This is a genomic window from Shewanella sp. SNU WT4 (assembly GCF_006494715.1).
In the GTDB taxonomy this organism is placed as follows: domain Bacteria; phylum Pseudomonadota; class Gammaproteobacteria; order Enterobacterales; family Shewanellaceae; genus Shewanella.
Genome location: NZ_CP041151.1, coordinates 2,503,596 through 2,523,467, shown reverse-complemented (window position 1 = coordinate 2,523,467; position 19,872 = coordinate 2,503,596). Strand labels below are relative to the sequence as shown.

12 protein-coding genes are annotated in these 19,872 nt (G+C 45.9%); 3 read left to right on the top strand and 9 right to left on the bottom strand.

Annotated elements, in window-relative coordinates:
* Positions 1–39 precede the first annotated feature (39 nt).
* The 8 genes from recD to rmuC form a co-directional block, all read right to left on the bottom strand.
* The gene (gene recD / locus FJQ87_RS11285) at positions 40–1,935 is read right to left on the bottom strand and encodes an exodeoxyribonuclease V subunit alpha (protein ID WP_140932721.1); all 1,896 of its coding nucleotides are present in this window, start codon (positions 1,933–1,935) and stop codon (positions 40–42) included.
* Entirely contained in the window at positions 1,932–5,663 is a 3,732-nt protein-coding gene (recB, locus tag FJQ87_RS11280) for an exodeoxyribonuclease V subunit beta (protein ID WP_140932720.1), read from the bottom strand. The genes recD and recB overlap by 4 nt, the downstream gene beginning before the upstream one ends.
* Positions 5,660–9,136: an exodeoxyribonuclease V subunit gamma gene (gene recC / locus FJQ87_RS11275; protein ID WP_140932719.1), complete on the bottom strand. Its 3,477-nt coding sequence runs from the start codon at positions 9,134–9,136 to the stop codon at positions 5,660–5,662. The genes recB and recC overlap by 4 nt, the downstream gene beginning before the upstream one ends.
* Positions 9,137–9,259: 123 nt before the next feature.
* Positions 9,260–11,341 (bottom strand): DUF3488 and transglutaminase-like domain-containing protein, encoded by a 2,082-nt coding sequence (locus FJQ87_RS11270; RefSeq protein ID WP_168195180.1) that lies wholly within the window; start codon positions 11,339–11,341, stop codon positions 9,260–9,262.
* Positions 11,334–12,359 carry a DUF58 domain-containing protein gene (locus FJQ87_RS11265; RefSeq protein ID WP_140932717.1) on the bottom strand — a complete coding sequence of 342 codons (1,026 nt, stop codon included), beginning with the start codon at positions 12,357–12,359 and terminating at the stop codon, positions 11,334–11,336. The genes FJQ87_RS11270 and FJQ87_RS11265 overlap by 8 nt, the downstream gene beginning before the upstream one ends.
* Before the next feature lie 92 nt (positions 12,360–12,451).
* A complete protein-coding gene (locus FJQ87_RS11260) occupies positions 12,452–13,360 on the bottom strand; it encodes a MoxR family ATPase (RefSeq protein ID WP_140932716.1) in 909 nt (302 codons plus the stop codon).
* Between the two features lie 55 nt (positions 13,361–13,415).
* Positions 13,416–15,320: a transglycosylase SLT domain-containing protein gene (locus tag FJQ87_RS11255; protein ID WP_140932715.1), complete on the bottom strand. Its 1,905-nt coding sequence runs from the start codon at positions 15,318–15,320 to the stop codon at positions 13,416–13,418.
* Positions 15,321–15,344: 24 nt separating this feature from the next.
* Positions 15,345–16,826, bottom strand: coding sequence for a DNA recombination protein RmuC (rmuC, locus tag FJQ87_RS11250; RefSeq protein WP_140932714.1), 1,482 nt, complete (start codon positions 16,824–16,826; stop codon positions 15,345–15,347).
* A gap of 186 nt (positions 16,827–17,012) precedes the next feature.
* Here rmuC and msrP point away from each other — a divergent pair, with 186 nt between their 5' ends.
* Together msrP and msrQ are read left to right on the top strand one after the other, a co-directional pair.
* Positions 17,013–18,041 (top strand): protein-methionine-sulfoxide reductase catalytic subunit MsrP, encoded by a 1,029-nt coding sequence (gene msrP, locus FJQ87_RS11245; RefSeq protein ID WP_140932713.1) that lies wholly within the window; start codon positions 17,013–17,015, stop codon positions 18,039–18,041.
* A complete protein-coding gene (gene msrQ / locus FJQ87_RS11240; protein ID WP_140932712.1) occupies positions 18,041–18,649 on the top strand; it encodes a protein-methionine-sulfoxide reductase heme-binding subunit MsrQ in 609 nt (202 codons plus the stop codon). Before msrP ends, msrQ begins: the two co-directional genes overlap by 1 nt.
* Positions 18,650–18,813: 164 nt before the next feature.
* Here msrQ and FJQ87_RS11235 read toward each other — a convergent pair whose 3' ends face one another.
* Complete coding sequence (locus tag FJQ87_RS11235; RefSeq protein ID WP_140932711.1) at positions 18,814–19,128, bottom strand: hypothetical protein; 315 nt, start codon at positions 19,126–19,128, stop codon at positions 18,814–18,816.
* Between the two features lie 235 nt (positions 19,129–19,363).
* Here FJQ87_RS11235 and FJQ87_RS11230 point away from each other — a divergent pair, with 235 nt between their 5' ends.
* Positions 19,364–19,849 carry a putative 4-hydroxy-4-methyl-2-oxoglutarate aldolase gene (locus FJQ87_RS11230; protein ID WP_140932710.1) on the top strand — a complete coding sequence of 162 codons (486 nt, stop codon included), beginning with the start codon at positions 19,364–19,366 and terminating at the stop codon, positions 19,847–19,849.
* The last annotated feature ends 23 nt before the right edge of the window (positions 19,850–19,872 follow it).

The following is a 19,872-nucleotide window of genomic DNA, read 5'->3' as shown; positions in this document are numbered from 1 at the left end:
GGCAAGTGCGCACTAGGCAAGCGTTTCTGGTGTGACTGGTTAAAAACTAGGCCATAAGCGTGCCGCTAAGCCCGAAGCTCTGGCGGTTTTTTGCATACTTGCCATTTCAAACACTCTTTGGGTGCCTAAGCAAGTAAAAGCTAATTTAGCGCGAGTGATGGCGGTGTAAATTAACTCCTTGGTCAGTAATTGTTTTTGAGCCGGGCTTGGATTGGGCGGCAGCACGAATGCCACATGGGCAAATTCACTGCCTTGGCTTTTATGCACTGTCATGGCAAAACAAGTTTCATGATTAGGCAAGCGCGCCGGTAAGACCTTAAGTATGCTGCCATCGGCTTGAACAAAGTGCGCCATTAAGCGCATTGAACCTTGACTGCTATCGGGTAAAATCAAGCCAATATCGCCGTTAAATAGGCCTAAGTTGTAATCATTGCTTTGAATAATGACGGGGCGGCCGGCATAAAACTCATTCTCGGGGCGAATTAAGCCCGCTTGCTTTAATGCTTGAGTCACATGCAAGTTAATGCCCTCGACCCCATAGTCGCCGGCGCGGGTGGCACATAAAATCCGAAATTGGTTATAGCGCTCAATCATATCTTCTGGGCTAACGTCGGCGCGGTTAATCACGATTAAATAGTCGCGATATTGCTCAACCGCTAATTCTTTTAGCGGCTCAAGTCCTTGCTGCTGATCATCAAGCCAAGTGATCTCGCTGTAGTTATGAGCCCAAGCGCGCCGTATCGCTTGTTTATCACATTCATTGACCGCTTTGGCTAAGACGCCAATGCCAGCATCACCCACGAATCTATGGCTATGGCGCAGCATACATAAGTTATCACCTAGGCCAGAATTGTGACTCACTAAGCCACTCATATCATGGCCTGTCATGGCACTTAAATTTGCTGCAAATGCTGGGCTGTAGCGCATTTGCCAGCCATGGTTGACGGCAAGGCCAGCGCAGATATCAGCCAGCACAGCGCCGGCTTCTACTGAGGCCAACTGGTCTTGATCCCCAAGTAATATTAAGCGCGCATGGCTTGGTAGAGCGCTCAGTAATCTTTGCATCATAGGTAAATCCACCATAGAGGCTTCATCCACCACTAACACATCAAGGTGCAAGGGGTTAGCTTGATGATGTCGAAACTGATGCGAGTTTGGTAATACCCCAAGTAAGCGGTGCAGGGTTGAAGCATCTTCTGGAATACGCTCTAACGCATTGATATCAATGCCATCAAGTGTGCTTAGTTCAGTGGCTAAGCGCCGTTTTGAGGCCTTGATGGATTCAGTGAGTCGCGCCGCCGCTTTACCCGTAGGTGCCACTAGCTTAATGGTTAATTCATCTTGCGCGCACAGCAGCAGTAATAACTTAGTGACTGTGGTGGTTTTACCTGTGCCAGGGCCGCCAGTAATGATGGCTAGTTGCTGGCTAAAGGCGGTTGCGGTAGCGATTTTCTGCCAGTCAAGCTCATTGCCACTTGGATATAGCGCATTTAAGGCTTGTATGCTCGCATCATTGCTTGGGTAATGCTGGCTTGATAGCGCCAGTAATTTTTCGGCCACTTGGCACTCAAAATCATAATAGCGTTTTAAATAGAGCTTATTGCCATCGAGAATTAATGGTTTGTCATCACCAGGCCGACCTACGGGGGCAAAGCTTAATAAGCGCTGCTGACACTCGTCAATACTGACTGTTATCTGGCAGCTAGGTTGGCGCTCAGCGAGTGGATTAGTAAAGTCCAATTCATCAAGCTTTAAACACGGGTGCTGCGCTGATAACTGACGGCTTAATAAGGCGCAAAACAGCAATAATTCATCGCTATGGTTGTGATGGATTTTCGCCATTTGCAGCGCAAAGTGGCGATCGAGCGCGGTTAACAGCCGCAGTCGTTGCCACTCTTTAAGTAAGGCGCTAATGGGCAGGCAAGATTCAATCATACATTTATCTCCTGTGAATTCGTGCTGGCGCTATTGGTCGCACTGGCTTGTTGAGGCTGCGCGCGCAGGAGCGCATCTAATTCATCAATCAAGATAAATGGCGGTTTATCGAAAAATACCCCAGCGCCAGGACGCTCGGCAGTCATGCCGCGTAAGAATAAGTAAAAGCAGCCGCCCATATGGGTTTCATAGTCATAATCCTTAAGCCTTAGCTTTAGGTATCTGTGCAGGGCTAAGGTGTAAATTAAGTACTGCAAATCATATCTATGGCTTTGAATGGCGCTGGCCATGGCGGGGTGTAAGTAATGTTCGCTACTGTCCCCCAAATGATTAGATTTATAATCGGCAATGAAATATTTACCCTGATATTCAAAGGTTAAATCGATAAAACCTTTGAGCATGCCTTGGAAGCTATCAAACCTGAGTTCGCCGCCATAACCATGGCGTTTAAGTAAACTTGCCAGTGTTCTATCGTTAATAGCAACCGTTGGCAGGTAAAACTCCATTTCTACTAGCTTGTGTTTAGGCGTTAATTCGCTTAATTGCAGACTGGTGCCATCACTTAGTGCTAATGGGCTGCGCAAAATATCTAGATACCAGTGATAAAGCACGTCTTGCCAGCGCGTATCAATTTGATATTGCTTCATGGCTTCTGGTAAGTGCTTGCTAAGATCGCGTTCTGCGTGAATAAAATCGATTAATTCCAATACCGAGTGCATGAATGAACCTGCATTGGCGCCGCGCTCAAAACTAAAGCGATTATCTTGGGTGATAACATCAGGCTCTAAAATCGCTATGCTGTTATCGGCTTCATCATCGGCGCCCGGTTGCACTTTTTCATGGGGCAAGTGTTTGACTAAGCCTGAATAGCTGCCTACTCGCCATGAAATGCTAAATCTGGCTTTTGGCGTTCTGGCGGCCAAGGTTTGCATGTCTGTGCTGGCTGTTGTTTGCAGCTTAATCTCTGCCTGCAGCGGATTAATCTCGTGCTTAGCTATGAGGTCAATTGGCTGATTAGTATCTGAATCAGTTGCGTCACTGTGCACTAATGCGTTGACGCTATTAGCAATATCAATATAACGACAATCCTTAGCCCTAATGCCAAGTAAGTAACCTATGGCGGTATCTTTTAAGAAACTGGTGACATCACCTTTTTTACTGATGCGACAATGGTTAGCCACATACAAGTAACAGCGATACACAGGGCGGGTGAGCGCCACATACAAGAGGCGTAAATCTTCCGCTAAGGTTTCTTGTTTGGCTAGCTCCCAGCCGTCATCGCTACCATCGATATCCCAGATAAGGTGTTGCGCTTGGTGGTAGAGCATAGGCGCCGGGCGGCGCGATTGATCTCGCGCCAGACTCACAAATGGCAAGAAACACACTGGGTATTCCAGCCCTTTACTCTTATGGATAGTGACAATTTGTACTAAGTTTTGCTCGCTTTCTAACCTTAACTGCTGCTCTTCACCACCTTGATGCAAGGAAATTTCTTGCTCAAACCAGTTAAGTAGGGCGCTCATGCCATCAAGCTCAGCAGCTTTTTGCTGTAATAATTCGGCTAAATGCCTAAAGTCCGTGAGCTGTCTATCGGCATCTTTTGCTTGCTGCAGCCGGGTAAGTAAATTCAATGAGTCGGCTAAATTCAGTAACGCTGGCATCACGCCGCGGCGCAGCCACAATTGATGCAAAGTTAAAAACTGCTCTAAAATCTGCGCGCGCATGTTTTCAGACTGATTAAATTCATGAATATTGTCAGCGCTAAAACCTAACAGCGGGCAGGCCAGGGCGGCGCGAATAGCGCGCTCATCACGCGGGTCAACTAAGGCGCGCAAAATTAGCACCATTTGCCGAGCTTCATCGGTATCAAAGACGCTATCTCGACTTAAAAAGACCGCGCCAATGCCGCGCTGCGTGAGGGCATCACGCATGACGTTCGCTTCATTTCTGTCTCGCACTAATACCGCAATATCTTTAGCTTTGAGTGGGCTTGATTTATCTGTTTTCGCCACCAAAGTCGCCGCGCCACTTGAGGCTAAATTAAGTAGCCTAGCTATCTCATTACTGGCATCGGCCGCTAATTGTTTTCTGGCCGTGGTTTTATTAAGACCTTTGTCGGGATCTTCAGCCAGTAAGCGCAGTTGCAAGGCAGCGCAGGATTCTGGCTCAATCAGCGCTTTACTGCCCTTATCGGCGGCCTTGACCTCATCAAAGCTGATGGTGTCACTGATAAATGGGTCATCCACTTGGGTAAATAACTGATTAACCGCGCTTACCATAGCAAGGCTCGAGCGATAATTAGTATCGAGATGATAATGATGAGCGGTTTGTTGGCGCGCGCTGATATAGGTATAAATATCGGCGCCGCGAAAGGCGTAAATGGCTTGCTTAGGATCGCCAATCATCAATAAGGTATGCTGCTGCGCCTCACTAGCAACTGCTGGGTAAATGCCCGAAAAAATAGCAAATTGCAGCGGATCTGTGTCTTGAAACTCATCGATTAAGGCTACCGGGAAACGCTTAGCTATGCTGCTGGTGAGCTGCTGACTAATAGCTTGCTGTGCCAACAGACTAGCGGCTATATGGGCACTTTCATCACTGGATTCATCGGCATTAGCGCTCTGACACATAGCCAAGTCTAAGCCTATGATGGCATTGGCTAAGGTCAGCAGTAAGTCATCAGGGCTTAATAAGTTACGCTCCTGCTTTAATTCCTGGGTGCGCGCACTAATTTGAGCGCGCGCTTTGACTAAGAATGCGGGAATTAAGCCATTGATAGTTTCATTCAAACGCTCAATTTGACCTAAGATGGGCAGCTCACTATCGAGTGGAATACTGCCGCCTTTTTTAAGTTTAAGATTTGATAATGACAAGCTATCTAATAACTTAGGCGCTGGTAAGCCTGCGCCATACAAGCACCAGTTATCCATGCTGGCTAGCATGGCGGCCAGTTTTGGGAAACCATCATCGGCTTTACCGTAACTTACGCCATTGAGTGGTAAGCTATGCAGTAGTTCTTCGGTTTGGGCGCGCACTCGTGGCCATTCAAGGCGCAAGCGACTTACTTGTTGAGTTAATGCCTGGCAAACCTCATCAAAGGGCTTTACTTGGCGATTAAGCTTGGCTTGGCTGGCACCAATCAGTGGCCGCAGTTGCTTTAATAAATCATTAGGTTGGCTAAATTTACCCTCTATGGCGCTTGCCAGTAATTCCGGTAATTGATAACAAGCATGGCGCCAAAAATCGCGCACACTGTGCTGCAAATATTGGCTGTCATCTAAAGTGAACTCAGATTCAAATAGCAGCGCCGATTCAAATGCCATGTCGGATAAAATGCGCTGACAAAAACCATGAATAGTAAAAATGGCGGCTTCATCTAAGCTCTTAAGCGCAAGATCGAGTCTGCGCAGCGCCAGAGTAATATCGGCGCTTGGGTAACTGTGATACAAGCGATTAATAAAATCATCATCGACATCCAGCCCAATAAAGCGCTGATAACAAAGCTTGATTCGATTTCTAATCCTGTCTCTAAGCTCTGCCGTGGCGGCATTGGTAAAAGTTACCACCAAAATTTGTTCGCAGCTTAAGGGCTCGCGGCCATTATCGCCAAGCAATAATCTTAGGTATAAACCTGAAATTGTGTAGGTTTTACCTGTACCCGCACTGGCTTCAATTAAGCGTCTATCGGATAACGGCAGGGTGAGTGCATCTAATGCTGTGGCTGTCATGCGTTATCTCCCACAAAAGCGTCGAGTTTGGCTAAGGTGTCGGTGTGATAGAGGCTCAACATAGGGGCATATATCCTGTGGGCCACTTGGGCAAAGCTCCAAGGGGCGGCTTTAGTATTGATAGAGCCATCAGTAAAATCATCGGGGAATGTAAATACCCGGGCATTATGCGGGTCGGCGCCATCACCAAAGCCGGAATCATTGAGCCACACAGCTTCAATTTCATCGAGTTTCTCTTGATGGCTCAGAGCATTATCACACTCTTGATAGGCTAGAGAGGTTTGTGCCATAAAGGCTAATGGCAAACGCAGACCCTGATGATAAGCCTCGATTAACTCATTTAAGCAATTTAATGCTTGCAGAGCGGTTAACGGCGCTAAGTGATGGAAATGTCCAACATCTAACAGGTAGGCATCGGTATGATAGCCACTGGCATTAAGGCATAAGTGACGCAAATATAAGCGTAATAAGTCTTTAGGTTTAGTGGTGCCAGGGCGCACATTAATAAGCCCTTTGGGGTAAACATCCTCAATTCGCCCCTCAAGAATAACCTTGTCACAATGAAGCTCAATATCTATCGGGGTTGGCGTCGGCAAGAGCGCGCGCATAAACAGACTGCGTTCAATGAGGGCGCCAATATCCTTTTGGTATTGAGTTAAGGTTAATTGATCGAACGGCGCCATAGGTAATTGGCCAGCCGCTTTTAACTCATCAATCAGACTGGCATCAATTTCACCTTGGGGATTGGCTAAGGCGCTATCAAGCAGGCTTTGCTGCACCTGATAGCGCTGCAAAGGGTTCAATTCAAAAGGTTCATCATTGCTTTGGCTATCTATGTCTAATCGCAAATCCACCTTCAGGGTGTGCTGGAAAAAATACTGGCACGGGTTTCTAAAGAAACGAATTAAGGTCGCCAATTCAAGGTGACTGGCTTGTGCTTGTTCTTGCTCGATGGCGGCATTGATAAAATGCTGCGGCTCATTAAGCTCTCTTGGCGCTGGGCACCACTGCGCCGCATAACTTTGCGAGAGGCCATTGCTGCCATTATTTGAATCGGTTAAATCGCTGGCGCTGCGAGTTGCTGGCACTTGATACAACTTAGGATCAAAAGGTTGCAGCGGTTGCTCGCGCAATATGCTGTTAAGGAGTTTTTTAGCGGCATGGTTGCCTTCATGCACTAAGGTGGCAGTATCTTGCTTGCCACTCGGGATGCAGTCACTTGGGCGATAGCATAACTGGCAATATTCAATCAGCTCAGACACTAACATGGATGGAATGCGCTCACTGTTATCGCGTTCACTGTGACCGACATAACTGATATACAGTTGCTCACGCGCCGATAACAAGGCTTCTAAGAATAAATAGCGATCGTCAAGGCGGCGCGAGCGATCGCCGCGCTTGGCCCCTAAATGCGCCATTAAATCAAAGCCTACAGGATGCTGGACCCGTGGATACACGCCATCATTCATGCCTAACATACATACCCGTTTAAATGGGATGGAGCGCATAGGCATTAAGGTGCAAAAGTTAACGCTGCCAGCAAGATAACGTTGCCCTACGCGTGATTCACTTAACACGCTATTAAACCATTGATGAATCACGGCTAAGGGCAAGTCGCCGTCAAAGCCTGAAGGTAATACTTGGTGGCTAAATTGATCTAGCGCCGTTTGAATCTGCTTTAAATCAGCATCGTCATCATCACTGGCAAGGTATAAATCTAGGGGCAGTTGCTGCAAACATTGGATGCGACTAATGGCATCGCCGTTTTGATTCATTTGCTGGCGAAAGCCATCGAGTACTTCAATAAAATCTAAGAGTTTACCCAGCGACTGCGCATTTTGACCTTCAATGCCAGCCACAGGTAAATCGCCAAGATAAATATTGGCATCATCGCCCAAGGCGTAGCCCAAGATAAGGCGGCGAATACCAAAGGCCCATGAATGTTTGTCAAAGGCAGGCAAGCCAAGCTCAGCGCGATTATCGGCATCGCGTCCCCACCGAATACCTGCTTGTTGCAGCCACAAGGTTAGGCGCTCTAGCTCATCACTATGAATATCAAAGCGCGCCATCACGGCTGGCACTTCTAAAATGCTGATAATGTCAGTGAGGCCAAAGCGGCTGGTATCAAGCTGTAATAAATTTAAAAAACTATTAATCAGCGGTGATTCTTGCGCGGCGCCGCGATCACTAATGGCATAAGGAATAAAGTGATGGCCTTGTTTAGCCCCAAAAACAGCATCGATATAAGGAGCGTAAGCGGCCACATCGGGCAGCATGACTACTATGTCCCGCGGGCTCAGACTTGGGTCAGCGTCCAGTTCACTTAATAGATGATCATGCAAGGTCTCGATTTCACGCAGTGGGCTGTGACAACTGCGCAGCACTAACGAATGATCGTTAGGTGCTAATTCTCGGCGCCGCTGAATATTGATGTATTGCTCAACCTCAGGGCACAAGGAGGTGCCTAAGGTCGACATTTCCAAAATATCGTTTTGAAGCCCGGACAACATATTGTTGTGAGGTGATGCTTTAAAGGCTTCATGCCAAGCAATATGCGTGGGCTCAAGTTCAAGGAGCATGTCGAGCATCTCGCGACCCATCTTGCCATTGTTAGCGAGTAACGGATTGCCGACTTCTAAGCTGTCTTGCCATAAGGCGGGAAGCTGCTTTTTATTGGCATAGGTGAGTGCCATGCGCGCCCGCGCTTTCGGGTCGACAATATCGCCCCAATAATGCTCACACGGGCTTAGATTAAGCATAAATACATCGCTGTGACTGGCGAGGGCGTAAATCACATCTAAGGTTTGCGGCGCCATGGACGATATGCCAAATACAAAAAAACGCGGCGGCAATTTAGCCTTATGAGTGCCTGCGTTTAAGCGTGAGATCAGCGCTTGATGCAAGTTTGCTCTGTGGTAATCACTTTGACCTAAGGTATCGCGGTTATAAGCCACTAATGCGCGCCACAGCAAAGGTTGCCATGCATGCTCAGCGCTAATGTTAGGGGCTGCTAAGGGATCGTTTTCTTCCCAGGCTAAAATCCACTCGGGGCGATAAACTAAATATTGATCGAAAATATCGGCGATTTTAGCGCTAAGTTGATACAGCTTTAAGGGCTTGCCATCACCAAGATAATGGCGCAGCGGCGCAAATTCATCCTGATCTAAATAACTTGGCAATAGCGCCATTAGCTTCCAGGTCATGGCCGCTTTAGTAAAAGGGTTTTCTTCTGGCACATCTTCAAGCAGCAAATAGCACAATTGCCAAATAAAGCTTGAAGGTAAGGGGAACTCTTGCGCTGCGGCTATGCCATTATGACTGGCAATTTGTAATCTTAACCAAGTCGACATGCCTGGACTTTGCACTAAGATTTGCTCTTGGCTTAATGCCGAGGCGCCACTGTCGAGTGTCAATAAATTCGCTAATTGTTCAGCGAGCAATTCCATTTGATTCGACTGGATAAGATGCAGCATAAGGTGCTCACGCTAGAATAAAAAAGTCATTCTATGCCTTTGATAATCCCCATTCAACTGAATGACTTAACTATGCTGGCTTATTGAGCTAAGGCCTGAATATTTTAGCTCTTCGCCTGATGGTTAACGGATGACACTTAATAGATGCTGGCGTAAGCGATAAAAAACTAATCGCCAATAAAGCTTACGGATCAAGCCATGGCAATTGCGCTCTAGCGCTTTACGAGTGTTAGTTTCTGCCTTAGGCGCGGCCTCTTGATAACGCACATAAATAAAATCTTGGTAAAGGCTGAGGCTTAAATCATTAAGATGGGGATGATGCGCGCTAATACTTTGATGCACTTCTCTGGGCGTGGCCACGGCCGATAAGCCGTAATGGCTATGCAGATAGGCACTTAAGCGGCGATAGTGACGCGCTAAGGCATCGTGGCGGCGGTTATTAACACTCAAACTTGGCACTAACAGCAATAAAATTAAGCTTATAGCTAAACTTGCCAGCAGTAAGGCGCCGATTTTCAGCGCAGATACTGTGCCAAACAGTTGGTTTAGTATCTTTAGCTGCTTGTCATTGTCAAAGCCCAGCACCCATTGGCTCCAGTAATAATCGGCCATGTGAAATTGTGATTGCAGCGCGATAAACCAAGGATGTAATTGCAGTTTTTGGCTAAATTGATGGCTTTGCGCTAAATAGGATTGCTGCGGAGTAAACAGTGCATCAAAACCATCAAGCACGCGCTCAGGCGCTATCATAGCCGTAGGGTCGGCGCGCACCCAACCTTGACCTTGAATCCACACTTCAACCCAGGCATGAGCCATGTATTGATAGACACTGACAAAGTCTTTATCAGGGCTCACTATCCCGCCTTGATAACCACTGACCACTCGAGCCGGCATGCCTGAGGCGCGGGCAAGATACACAAGCGCTGAGGCGTAATGGCCGCAAAATCCTTGTTTACTGGTAAACAAAAAGTCATCGATTTGTGCGGCGCCAAGGCGCGGCGGGGTTAAGGTATAAAAAAATGGCTGCTGCTGAAAGTATTGCTGCATGGCTTTAAGGCGCTGATTGGGATCGGGGAAACGTCGGCCAAATTCTTGCCCTAAGCTCACGGTTTGTGGATTTAGAATGTTTTGCTCTAATGCCTTGTGCTCAGTGGGGAGCAATAAGTTGGCTTGATAGTCAGAGGCTATTAAATCAAGCCCCATCGGGGAGTTACTCACGCTTGATACTCGATAACGCATGGTTTGATTCACGGCTTGTTTAGCCAAGAGGCGATATTGATAGGTATTAACCACATGGTCTGACTGACTAAAGGCGGTATCTAAACCCACTAACCAAGTTTGTTGGCTTGGCTCCATGATGATGTCATAGCTTATGATTTGGCGCTCTGGCAGAGTTAAATCAGGCCTTCTTGCGGGTAAGTCTGTCGCCACTTGCGCTTCGGCTTGTTGGATGTGCGCTTGTTGGCGCCAGCGCTCACCATCAAAATCTTCTAACACTAGCGCGCGCCAGTAAAGCGTTGCGACTGCTGGGATCTGTGCATCAAAACTCACTCTAAAAACGAGCTCATTAGAGCGGGTGAGCTCAGTAATATCACCAAGGGCCATTTCATTGGATAGCCCCGTCACCGTCGTATTTAGCTGCGGACTTAACCATAACGGCGGTAAGCGCGGCAGTATTAAAAATAAACATAAGGCGAGCGGCGCACTTAATAACAACCAGCGGCCAATAAAACCAAAAGCATGGATAACACTAATATGAGTAATATAGAGGCTCATGAGCGCCGCTAAATTTAGCATCACAATAATCAGCATAATGAGCGCTGCGCCCATGGACTGATTATCAATAAAACTTAAGGCCACTAAAAAGAAGCCGGCTAACACTATGGTGTGAATATCGCGCTGCTGGCGAATTTCAATGTATTTAAGGGCATAGCCCAAGATTAATAAGTTAATTAAGGCATTGAGCGCGCCAATATCGGTAGCGACTAAGGCTAAGGTTGCGGCGGCGCCAAGGGCTAAGCCTGATACTAAAATGCGTGGCGGTTTAGCCACCTTGCCAAAATAAATGCCAAGGCGCCACAACCAGCAAATGGTGCAAATCCCCAAACTCCAAGACGTTGCATGAGGGCTTAAGGGCAATAACACGGCAATATTTACAATCAGCAGCCAAAGCTGACTGCGCCGTGGGATCAATTGCTCACTCATGGCGGCCATTGTCCTTCAGGCGAGTCGCTGCTTCCGCACTAGTTTCTGTTGCTAGCGGCAACGCGGCGAGGGCTTGTAAGCAGCGGAGTCTATGAGCCTCACTATCATCGGGGGGCAAGCGTTGGCGTGGCAGTGCTAGGCCAACGCTAATGCCTTGCGCTATGAGTTCATTGACTTTAAAAGTGAGCTGGGAAATGGCAAGTTCCCGCGCCGCGCCATAAACCTCAGGCAAGATTAACCATTGAGGCAAGCCTTGGGGCTGATGAAACTGCTTAACTTGCATGGTATTTTTTTGCGCCCATTGTTTCCATGCCACACGGTTAAGTGCATCGCCCACCACATAGTTTTTAAGGCCAATAAATTCATCGGCTCCAGTTTGCGGCGCCCCTTTGCCCGTTTGATTGTCCGGCGTGAATTGAGCCGATAACAGAGTGCTTGCAATAGGAGCTGCAAATACCCACAAGGGATTGGCTAAATTTACATAAGTCCAAGCGCGGCATAGGCCTAAGGGAAAGGCGCTTACCAAGGTTAAACGCGGCGGCTCAATAAACCCGCGGCGCACAGCATTAAAGGGGACATACACATCTTGGCTATCTGTAGTTAACTGCGCTAAGGTAACTGATTGTTTATTATGGTAACTAAGCTGCAAATGGTAGGAGGTTTGGCGCGCGCTTAAGCCTATGGCAATGCCTAAGGTATTGCCTTGATAAACTTCGCCTATGGGTCTGGCACTTAAATCTATTCCTGCCAGATTGCGATAACACAATAAAATGGAAGTAACAAATAGCCCTAGCATTAAAATACCAAGACCTATGATCAAATTATTCTGATAATTTGTGCCAAACAAATACAGTAATAACACCATAATCACCCACAACAGGCCTTGAAACGTGGGCAGAATAAAAATGCTGTGATGATTTAAGGTGATATGGTTTGCCGCCGGCAAGCGCTTATTAAGCCAGCGCTGGAGTAATTGCTGGCGCGCCTGTGTGTTGAAAAATCTGCCACCGCTCATCATTTACCTATCCTTAAATGGCCAAAGACTATTCGCGACTATTCACCGCCCATCTATTCTGCACCACTGCTTGTATTGATTGTGTCAACAATCCATTAGCGGATGGGATTGACTTGATTAAGTATCTGCAGGCAGTGACTATCGCCTTGTAAATCACTGCGGCTACGCATTCTATGCTGGGCCACAGCTACAAACACGGCTTGTACATCATCTGGCAGCACATAATCGCGGTTCTCTAACATCGCCCAGGCTTTGGAGGCTTGCAATAACGCCTTAGTTGCGCGCGGTGATAATCCGGTTGCATCAGCGCTGTGGCGACTGGCATGCACTAAGGCTAATAAGTAGCGCAGCACAGCATCTGAGGCAGTAACATTATCAACCCGTTGCTGCAGTTCCACTAACTGGGTCGGGCTTAAGCATTGAGCAAGTTCGGTTTGATGGGCATTACTCGCCATGGCTTGCAGCATTTGCATTTCGGCGTGATTATCTGGATACCCTAAAGAAATGCGCATCATAAAACGGTCTAACTGGGATTCTGGCAACATAAAGGTGCCGGCTTGTTCACTGGGGTTTTGAGTGGCTATCACAAAAAAAGGCGAGGGCAGGCGGTGAGTTTTGCCATCTAAGGTTACTTGATGTTCGGCCATGGCCTCTAACAAGGCACTTTGGGTTTTAGGGCTGGCGCGGTTGATTTCATCGGCCAAGATCATTTGCTGGAAAATCGGGCCCGGATGGAAGATAAACTGACTATCTTGCCTATCAAAAATGGTCACACCTAAGATATCAGCAGGCAGCATGTCACTGGTAAATTGAATGCGTTGATAACTGAGTCCAAGGCTTAACGCAATCCCTTGCGCCAGACTCGTTTTACCCATGCCTGGCAAGTCTTCGATTAATAAATGGCCTCGCGCTAAAATACACGCTAAGGCCAATTTTATCGGCTGCGGTTTCCCTAATAACACTTGCTGTAATTGGTTAATTAAGCCATTAAGCAAATTACTCACAGTGAGACTCCTTGTCTTAGTTGAGGTTATTAGTGAGCCTTTACGTTAGGTAAGATTAATAGGCAAATTGCATCTCACTGTCGGTAAATAATGGCGCCACCTTGCCATTTGAGTGTAACGCTTCATAAATAATTCGATAAGAAATCACGGCTTGCACGTATTCGCGGGTTTCTTTAAACGGAATACTTTCAATAAATGCCATGGTATCTAATTGACCGTCAGCGCGGGCTAACCAGCTAGCAATGCGACTAGGACCGGCGTTATAGGCACCAATGGCTAGAACGCGATTGCCATTATACTTCTCTAACAGATACTTATAATATCCAGTGCCAATGTTAGCGTTGTACTTGGGCTCAAGTAACTGCGTGTCTTTGCTGTAGGGTAAGCTATAGCGCTTAGCCGTTTGCTTAGCCGTTGCTGGCATGACTTGCATTAACCCCATGGCGCCGGCACTACTGCGCGCTAGTGGGAACATGGCGCTTTCGCGCCGCGCAATGGCTAAAATCTCATACAAATCCACTTGATGACGGCGTGCGGCAGCTTGCATGCTGTCTTTAAAGGCGATGGGGAAACGCAGCGCCAGATGATCCCAATGCTTACCGGCAATGGTCGCTTGAATCGCAAGCTCTGGCCAACCTTTGATGATAGCCAATTGGCCAAAGGCTGGACCGTTATCAGAGTTTTGGATTAAATAGTCCCATTCGATGCGTGCCGACCCCTTTTTATCTAAGGCTTTAAACTCCAGCATTCTTAAAAAGCCTGGGGTTTGCTGCAGTTCTCTTTGCTGCTGCTGGCTAAGTGCTGGCAACTGGTTATGAGCCATTTGATAATCTTGCTGCAACTGCTCGGCGGCATAAAAACCGTAAAAATTACGCTGGGCGCTAAGTTTTTTTAATAGCTCAATATCGTTACGGCTGCGCGCCGTCCAATATTGCCAGCGGCTCTCTTGCTGCGCTTCTGGGCTCAGTAAGGGAAGAAATTGAGTCAGAGACTTAAGGTCGTTATCTCTAATGGCCCAGCGCAGGCGCATTTCAGTGACATCATCGCTGTTTATCATGGGCAGCAGTGAATCTATGCGGCTTAGGTATTCAACATCTTGATTAATGAGCGCGCGGCGCACTAAGGCGTGAGCTGCCAGTTGCGATTGCTGTTTGGAAAACAGCCCCTTTTGTTGATAGCTCTGATATAAGCTAAAGGCTTTAGATAAATTAGTTTGCGCCAGTTTTCGTAAGCCAATAGTGACGACATCAGCCACTAAAGGGTCGGATTTTTTAAATTTTTGAGTATGACGCAGCTGCTTAGGGTCGCCATAGACATCAATGAGTAACTGCGCCTGCGCTTTATGGGACTTCATGGATTTAGCTAAGTGGCTCATTAAGCCTAATTGCTTGGCATCAAAGGCGAGCAGCATGCGTTGCCAGATTAACGCTTCGCTAAGCTCGCCAGCGTTACTCCATTTGCTAAATAACTCATCACAAGTTTTAGGCTGCGACGCACCATAAAGCCATAGCGTTTTGGCGCCGTCAAAGGCTGCTTGCTTATCGCCCTTAGCAAGCTGAGCTTGATAGTAATAACATTGCAGTTCAATGCTATTGGGCGCACTTGGGCTAATGCTTAAAAAATCTTGCCAGTGCTCTTGTTTTCCGGCGGACATTAAAAAACGATGCCTTGCCCCTTGATATAAGGGCGAATCCTCAAATTGAGCTGACCACTTCGCAAATTGTGACGCGCTTAGGCCATCTAAATGATCAATTTTTTCATGATAATTAAGGTAAAGCACCAACGGGTAATCAGCTAAACGGCGTTTAAGCCGTTGATAGCTGTAGTCATCGCCACTTTTAAGGGCCGCTCTTGCGGCCACATAATTTTTTTGCGATTCAGTGAGGGCAGCACTTACTGGTTGCACGATACAGGCATATAAGCCTATCGAGACTAAATAAACTAAGGATTTTTTTATCATAGTGTCACCTCCCTGTGTGGCTGATTATGATTCATTGGCCTGTTGTAATGCTTTTTCAAGCAAGTGACGGTCGAGCTGTTTACTGGTATCTACCCCTAATTGCTGCATTTGGTGAGCTTGGCGAATTAAGTTGCCTTTACCTGTCGATAATTTGCTCATGGCATTTTGATAACTTTTTTGAGCCGTGTCTAAGGTACGCCCCAATTTATCCATTTCTTCTACATAACCACATAATTTATCGTGGATTCGCCCAGCTTGCTTGGCAATTTGCTGCGCATGTTGATTTTGGTATTCATAGCGCCAAATATTTTGAATCGTGCGCAGCGCCACTAATAAGTTGGTGGGACTGACTAACATAATATTATGATCTAACGCGAAATTAATAATACTCGGATCTTTATCCAGTGCTAATAAAAACGCAGGTTCCACCGGAATAAACATCAACACATAATCTAAGGTTTTGATGCCATGCAGCAACTGATAGTCTTTTTGACTTAAGCCGCGAATATGTTGGCGCATCGACAATAAATGCTCTTTTAGCGCCTGTTGCTGCACTAACTCATCATCACTATTAAAGTAACGCTCATAGGCCACCAGTGACATTTTTGCATCAATAACAATATCTTTTTGCTGGGGCAAATGCACTATCACGTCAGGCTTAAATCTTTGGCCTTGATCGTTTTTTAAATCCGTTTGGGTGTCGTATTCATGGCCTTCACGCAAACCGCTTTCAGACAAGACCCGCTCTAAAATCACTTCGCCCCAATTGCCTTGCTGCTTATTATCGCCTTTAAGCGCGCGGGTTAAGTTAATCGCATCTTGGCTCATCTTAAGATTCAGCTGCGCCAATTGGTTAAGCTCATGCTTTAGGGCTGAGCGCTCACTTTGTTCATGCTGGTAGGATTCATTAATTTGTTGCCTAAAGCCTTCTAACTGTTGCTTTAATGGCGCCAAGATATGCCCCATATGACTGGCATTTTGCTCGGTTAACTTATCACTGCGCTCTTCAAAGATGCGATGAGCGAGTTGCTCAAATTGCTCTTTTAATCGCAGTTCGGCGCTTTCAAGTAAGGCAATTTTGTCATTAAGGGCTTGTTTTTCGGCAGTAGACTGCGCCATTAAACGCTGATTTTCAGCGTATTGCTTAGATAAGGCTAAGCGAATTTCATCAAGCTTATAATCTTTGTCACTCAAGCTTTGTTGTAATTGCGGCACTTGGTCGGCTTTGGCACGCTGATTGCCCAATTCCCCCAATAATTGATCTAATTGCAGCCTCTGTTGCATTGCTTGCTGTTGCAGTGAATCAACTTGAGTATCTGCTTGATCTAATTCTTGTTGTAGCTGCTGATTGACCTGTTGTTGCTCAAAGGTTAATTGATCTGTCATGGCTTGCCAATGGCTGCGAGTTTTCTTTTGATTAAACAAAGCGCCTAACATCAGGCTGACCAAGCTTAAGGCGCAGATAACAATCCATTGCGGTAAGCTAAAAAAAGACAAAAAATCCATGAAAAAGACCAAAGAGGTTAAAAATGTGTCTAGAGTGTCATTTCATGAGCTTAGCGGCAAGTAGCGCAGGTGTGGTTGCCAATTATTTAAGCAGGAAATTTTGTCATGAGTTTGCCTGTCTACTCGCTAGGTGCAGTTAATCGTGATAACTGTGGTTGCTAATGGCGCCACTAAATAGGATGTTTTATGACAACAACTCGATTTATACCGGGCATAGTTAAACGCAATAGTTGGCAACTATCAGAAAATGAAGTGACACCAGAAGCCGTATTTAATCAAAGACGTAGCATAATTAAAGCCTTAGGCTTTGGCGCGCTCGCTAGCAGTGTTTCTCCCTCTGTGCATGCTGGACTATTTGATGCGTTTACAGGTAAAGATAATGCGCCGCCCGCGATACTCAAGCAGTTGCAATACGTCAAAAGTGCTGAGTCAAATGAAATTCTGACGCCCTTTGATAAAGTCATTTCCCACAATAACTTTTATGAATTTGGCACCAATAAAACTGACCCGCAGCAAAATAGCCAAGGGCTTATTACTACCCCTTGGCAAATAGTGATTGAAGGGGAGGTGGATAAGCCCCTGACATTTGATATTGATGAGCTCATTAAACGTTTTGGTCTAGAAGAGCGAATTTATCGACTGCGCTGCGTAGAAGCTTGGTCCATGGTCATTCCTTGGATTGGTATTCCACTGGCGGATGTGCTTGCCGCGGCGGCGCCAAATGCCAATGCCAAATATGTGGCGTTTGAAACCTTGTATGATCCCAAGCAAATGCCAGGTCAACAAGATAGGGCTCTGGGCGGCGGCATAGATTACCCCTATGTTGAAGGGCTAACACTCGCTGAAGCCATGAATCCATTAACCTTATTATCGTTAGGCTTATATGGTAATACTTTAGCGCCACAAAATGGCGCGCCTATTCGCTTAATCGTGCCGTGGAAGTATGGCTTTAAGAGTATTAAATCTATTGTGAAAATTCGGGTGACTTCAAGTCAACCACCTACCACGTGGAGCCAGTTAGCACCTGATGAATATGGTTTTTTTGCTAATGTGAATCCTAATGTCGATCATCCGCGCTGGTCTCAAGGCAGTGAAAGACGTATTACTGAAGGTGGAATATTTGGTGCTAAGCGCATAGCGACCCAGATGTTTAATGGCTATCAAGAACAAGTGGCTGATATTTATGCCAACATGGATTTATCGAGGTTTTATTGATGGCGGTGAGATTGTCTTATCAGCAGTTGCTCTGCTTAAAAATTACCTTGCACCTTATTGCTATTATTCCTATCGCGTTATTAATGCTGCAAGTCGCGACTAATAATGCCGGCGGCGATCCAGTGGAATATATTATCCACTTTACTGGTATTGGCGCGCTTAACTGTTTAATTGTTACCTTATTGATTAGTCCGTTGGCGAAGCGATTAAAGTTTGCGGCATTAATGAATGTTAGGCGTTTGCTTGGTTTATATGTATTTTTTTATGCGAGTTTGCATGTATTAGCCTTCATTAGTCTTGATTTATTATTTGATTGGCGCCTATTTTTTGATGAAGTACTTTCAAGACCTTACATCTTATTAGGTGTGGTTAACTGGTTATTGTTATTGGCATTAGCCATAACTTCAGTGAGCGCTCTTAAGACAAAAATGGGGCGGCGTTGGCAGTCGTTACATAACAGTATTTATTTAGTGGCCTTACTGGCTGTGTGGCATTTCTATTGGTCGCTTAAATCGGGCTGGCAAGAGCCCTTGTGGTACTTACTTGCCATACTCTTGCTGCTCGCCATCAGGACCAAACCTGGGATTGCGATATTAAGCAAGGTTTAAGCAAAGTCTACACAAGCGATAAGTCATACAAGGTGAATAATAAGGCACTAACAATAGCCTTAAAATAGAGATAAAAAATCACGCAGATATTAGCTGCGTGATTTTTTTGTTACACTTGAATGATTGCGGATTAATTTATTACCGTTGAATCATTGACGCCATAATTACTTACTGCGGGTCGCTAAGAGTGCAAGCACATCTTGATATGACATATTCCATTCACGCGATAGATTAATTATTTTAGTTTTAAATGTTTGTACTTGCTCGATTTGCTTCTGGGCATTAATTTTATTATCGACGGCTTCATTAACGACTTGCTGGAGTAACTGCAGGCGTTTAAGACTGTAGTCTAGATTGTTAATGTATTTTTCCATTTGAGGCTTAGTGCGCGCTTGCTCAAGATCCGTTGAGTGTTTTTTGTCATAGCCATATTCATCAAGTGCATCTAAGGCACGCTGTAAATCAAATTTGTTAGACATACAATTCCAATAATGCGGGTACTGTTGAACAGAGTATCTAGTTACCTATTTATTAAAAGTAAGAATATTAACTTAGGCAAAAAATAGGTATTAAGAGCTTATTTCAATTTCATTATAAACGTAATTCTTCGATGCTCAAGAATTTTATTGGTATTAACGACTTATTACTTGCTCCTCATGTTTTGCTTTTGTTACATTGGTTGCGTCTTGTTTGTTAATTTGTGTGAGGGCGACCATGTACGATCTTCTGCCAGATCTTTGCGATAAGTATCCAAATTCAGTGACTGTTTTGCCGCCTATATTTCAGCATTTCGGTGGTAGCAAAAATTTCAGCGGTGAAATAGTCACAGTGAAATGCTTTGAAGATAATTCTATGGTTAAACAATTATTGGCAACCCCAGGTCTTGGCCGCGTATTAGTGGTTGATGGACAAGGTTCGCTGCGCCGCGCGTTATTGGGTGACATGATAGCGGCTAATGCGACGGAGCAAGGCTGGGCCGGGATTGTGATTTATGGCGCCGTGCGTGATGTGGTGGCGATTTCAGGGTTAACCTTAGGGGTGTGCGCGCTAGCAGCATGCCCTATAAAAACCGAGAAATTAGGCAAGGGTGACATCAATGTTGATGTCACGATTGAGAATATTCTTATTCGCCCAGGTATGTATTTATACGCAGATCCTAATGGAATATTAATCTGCAACCAACCGCTTAGCTTGAGTTAATTCAGCTAAACTCAAGCGTTATT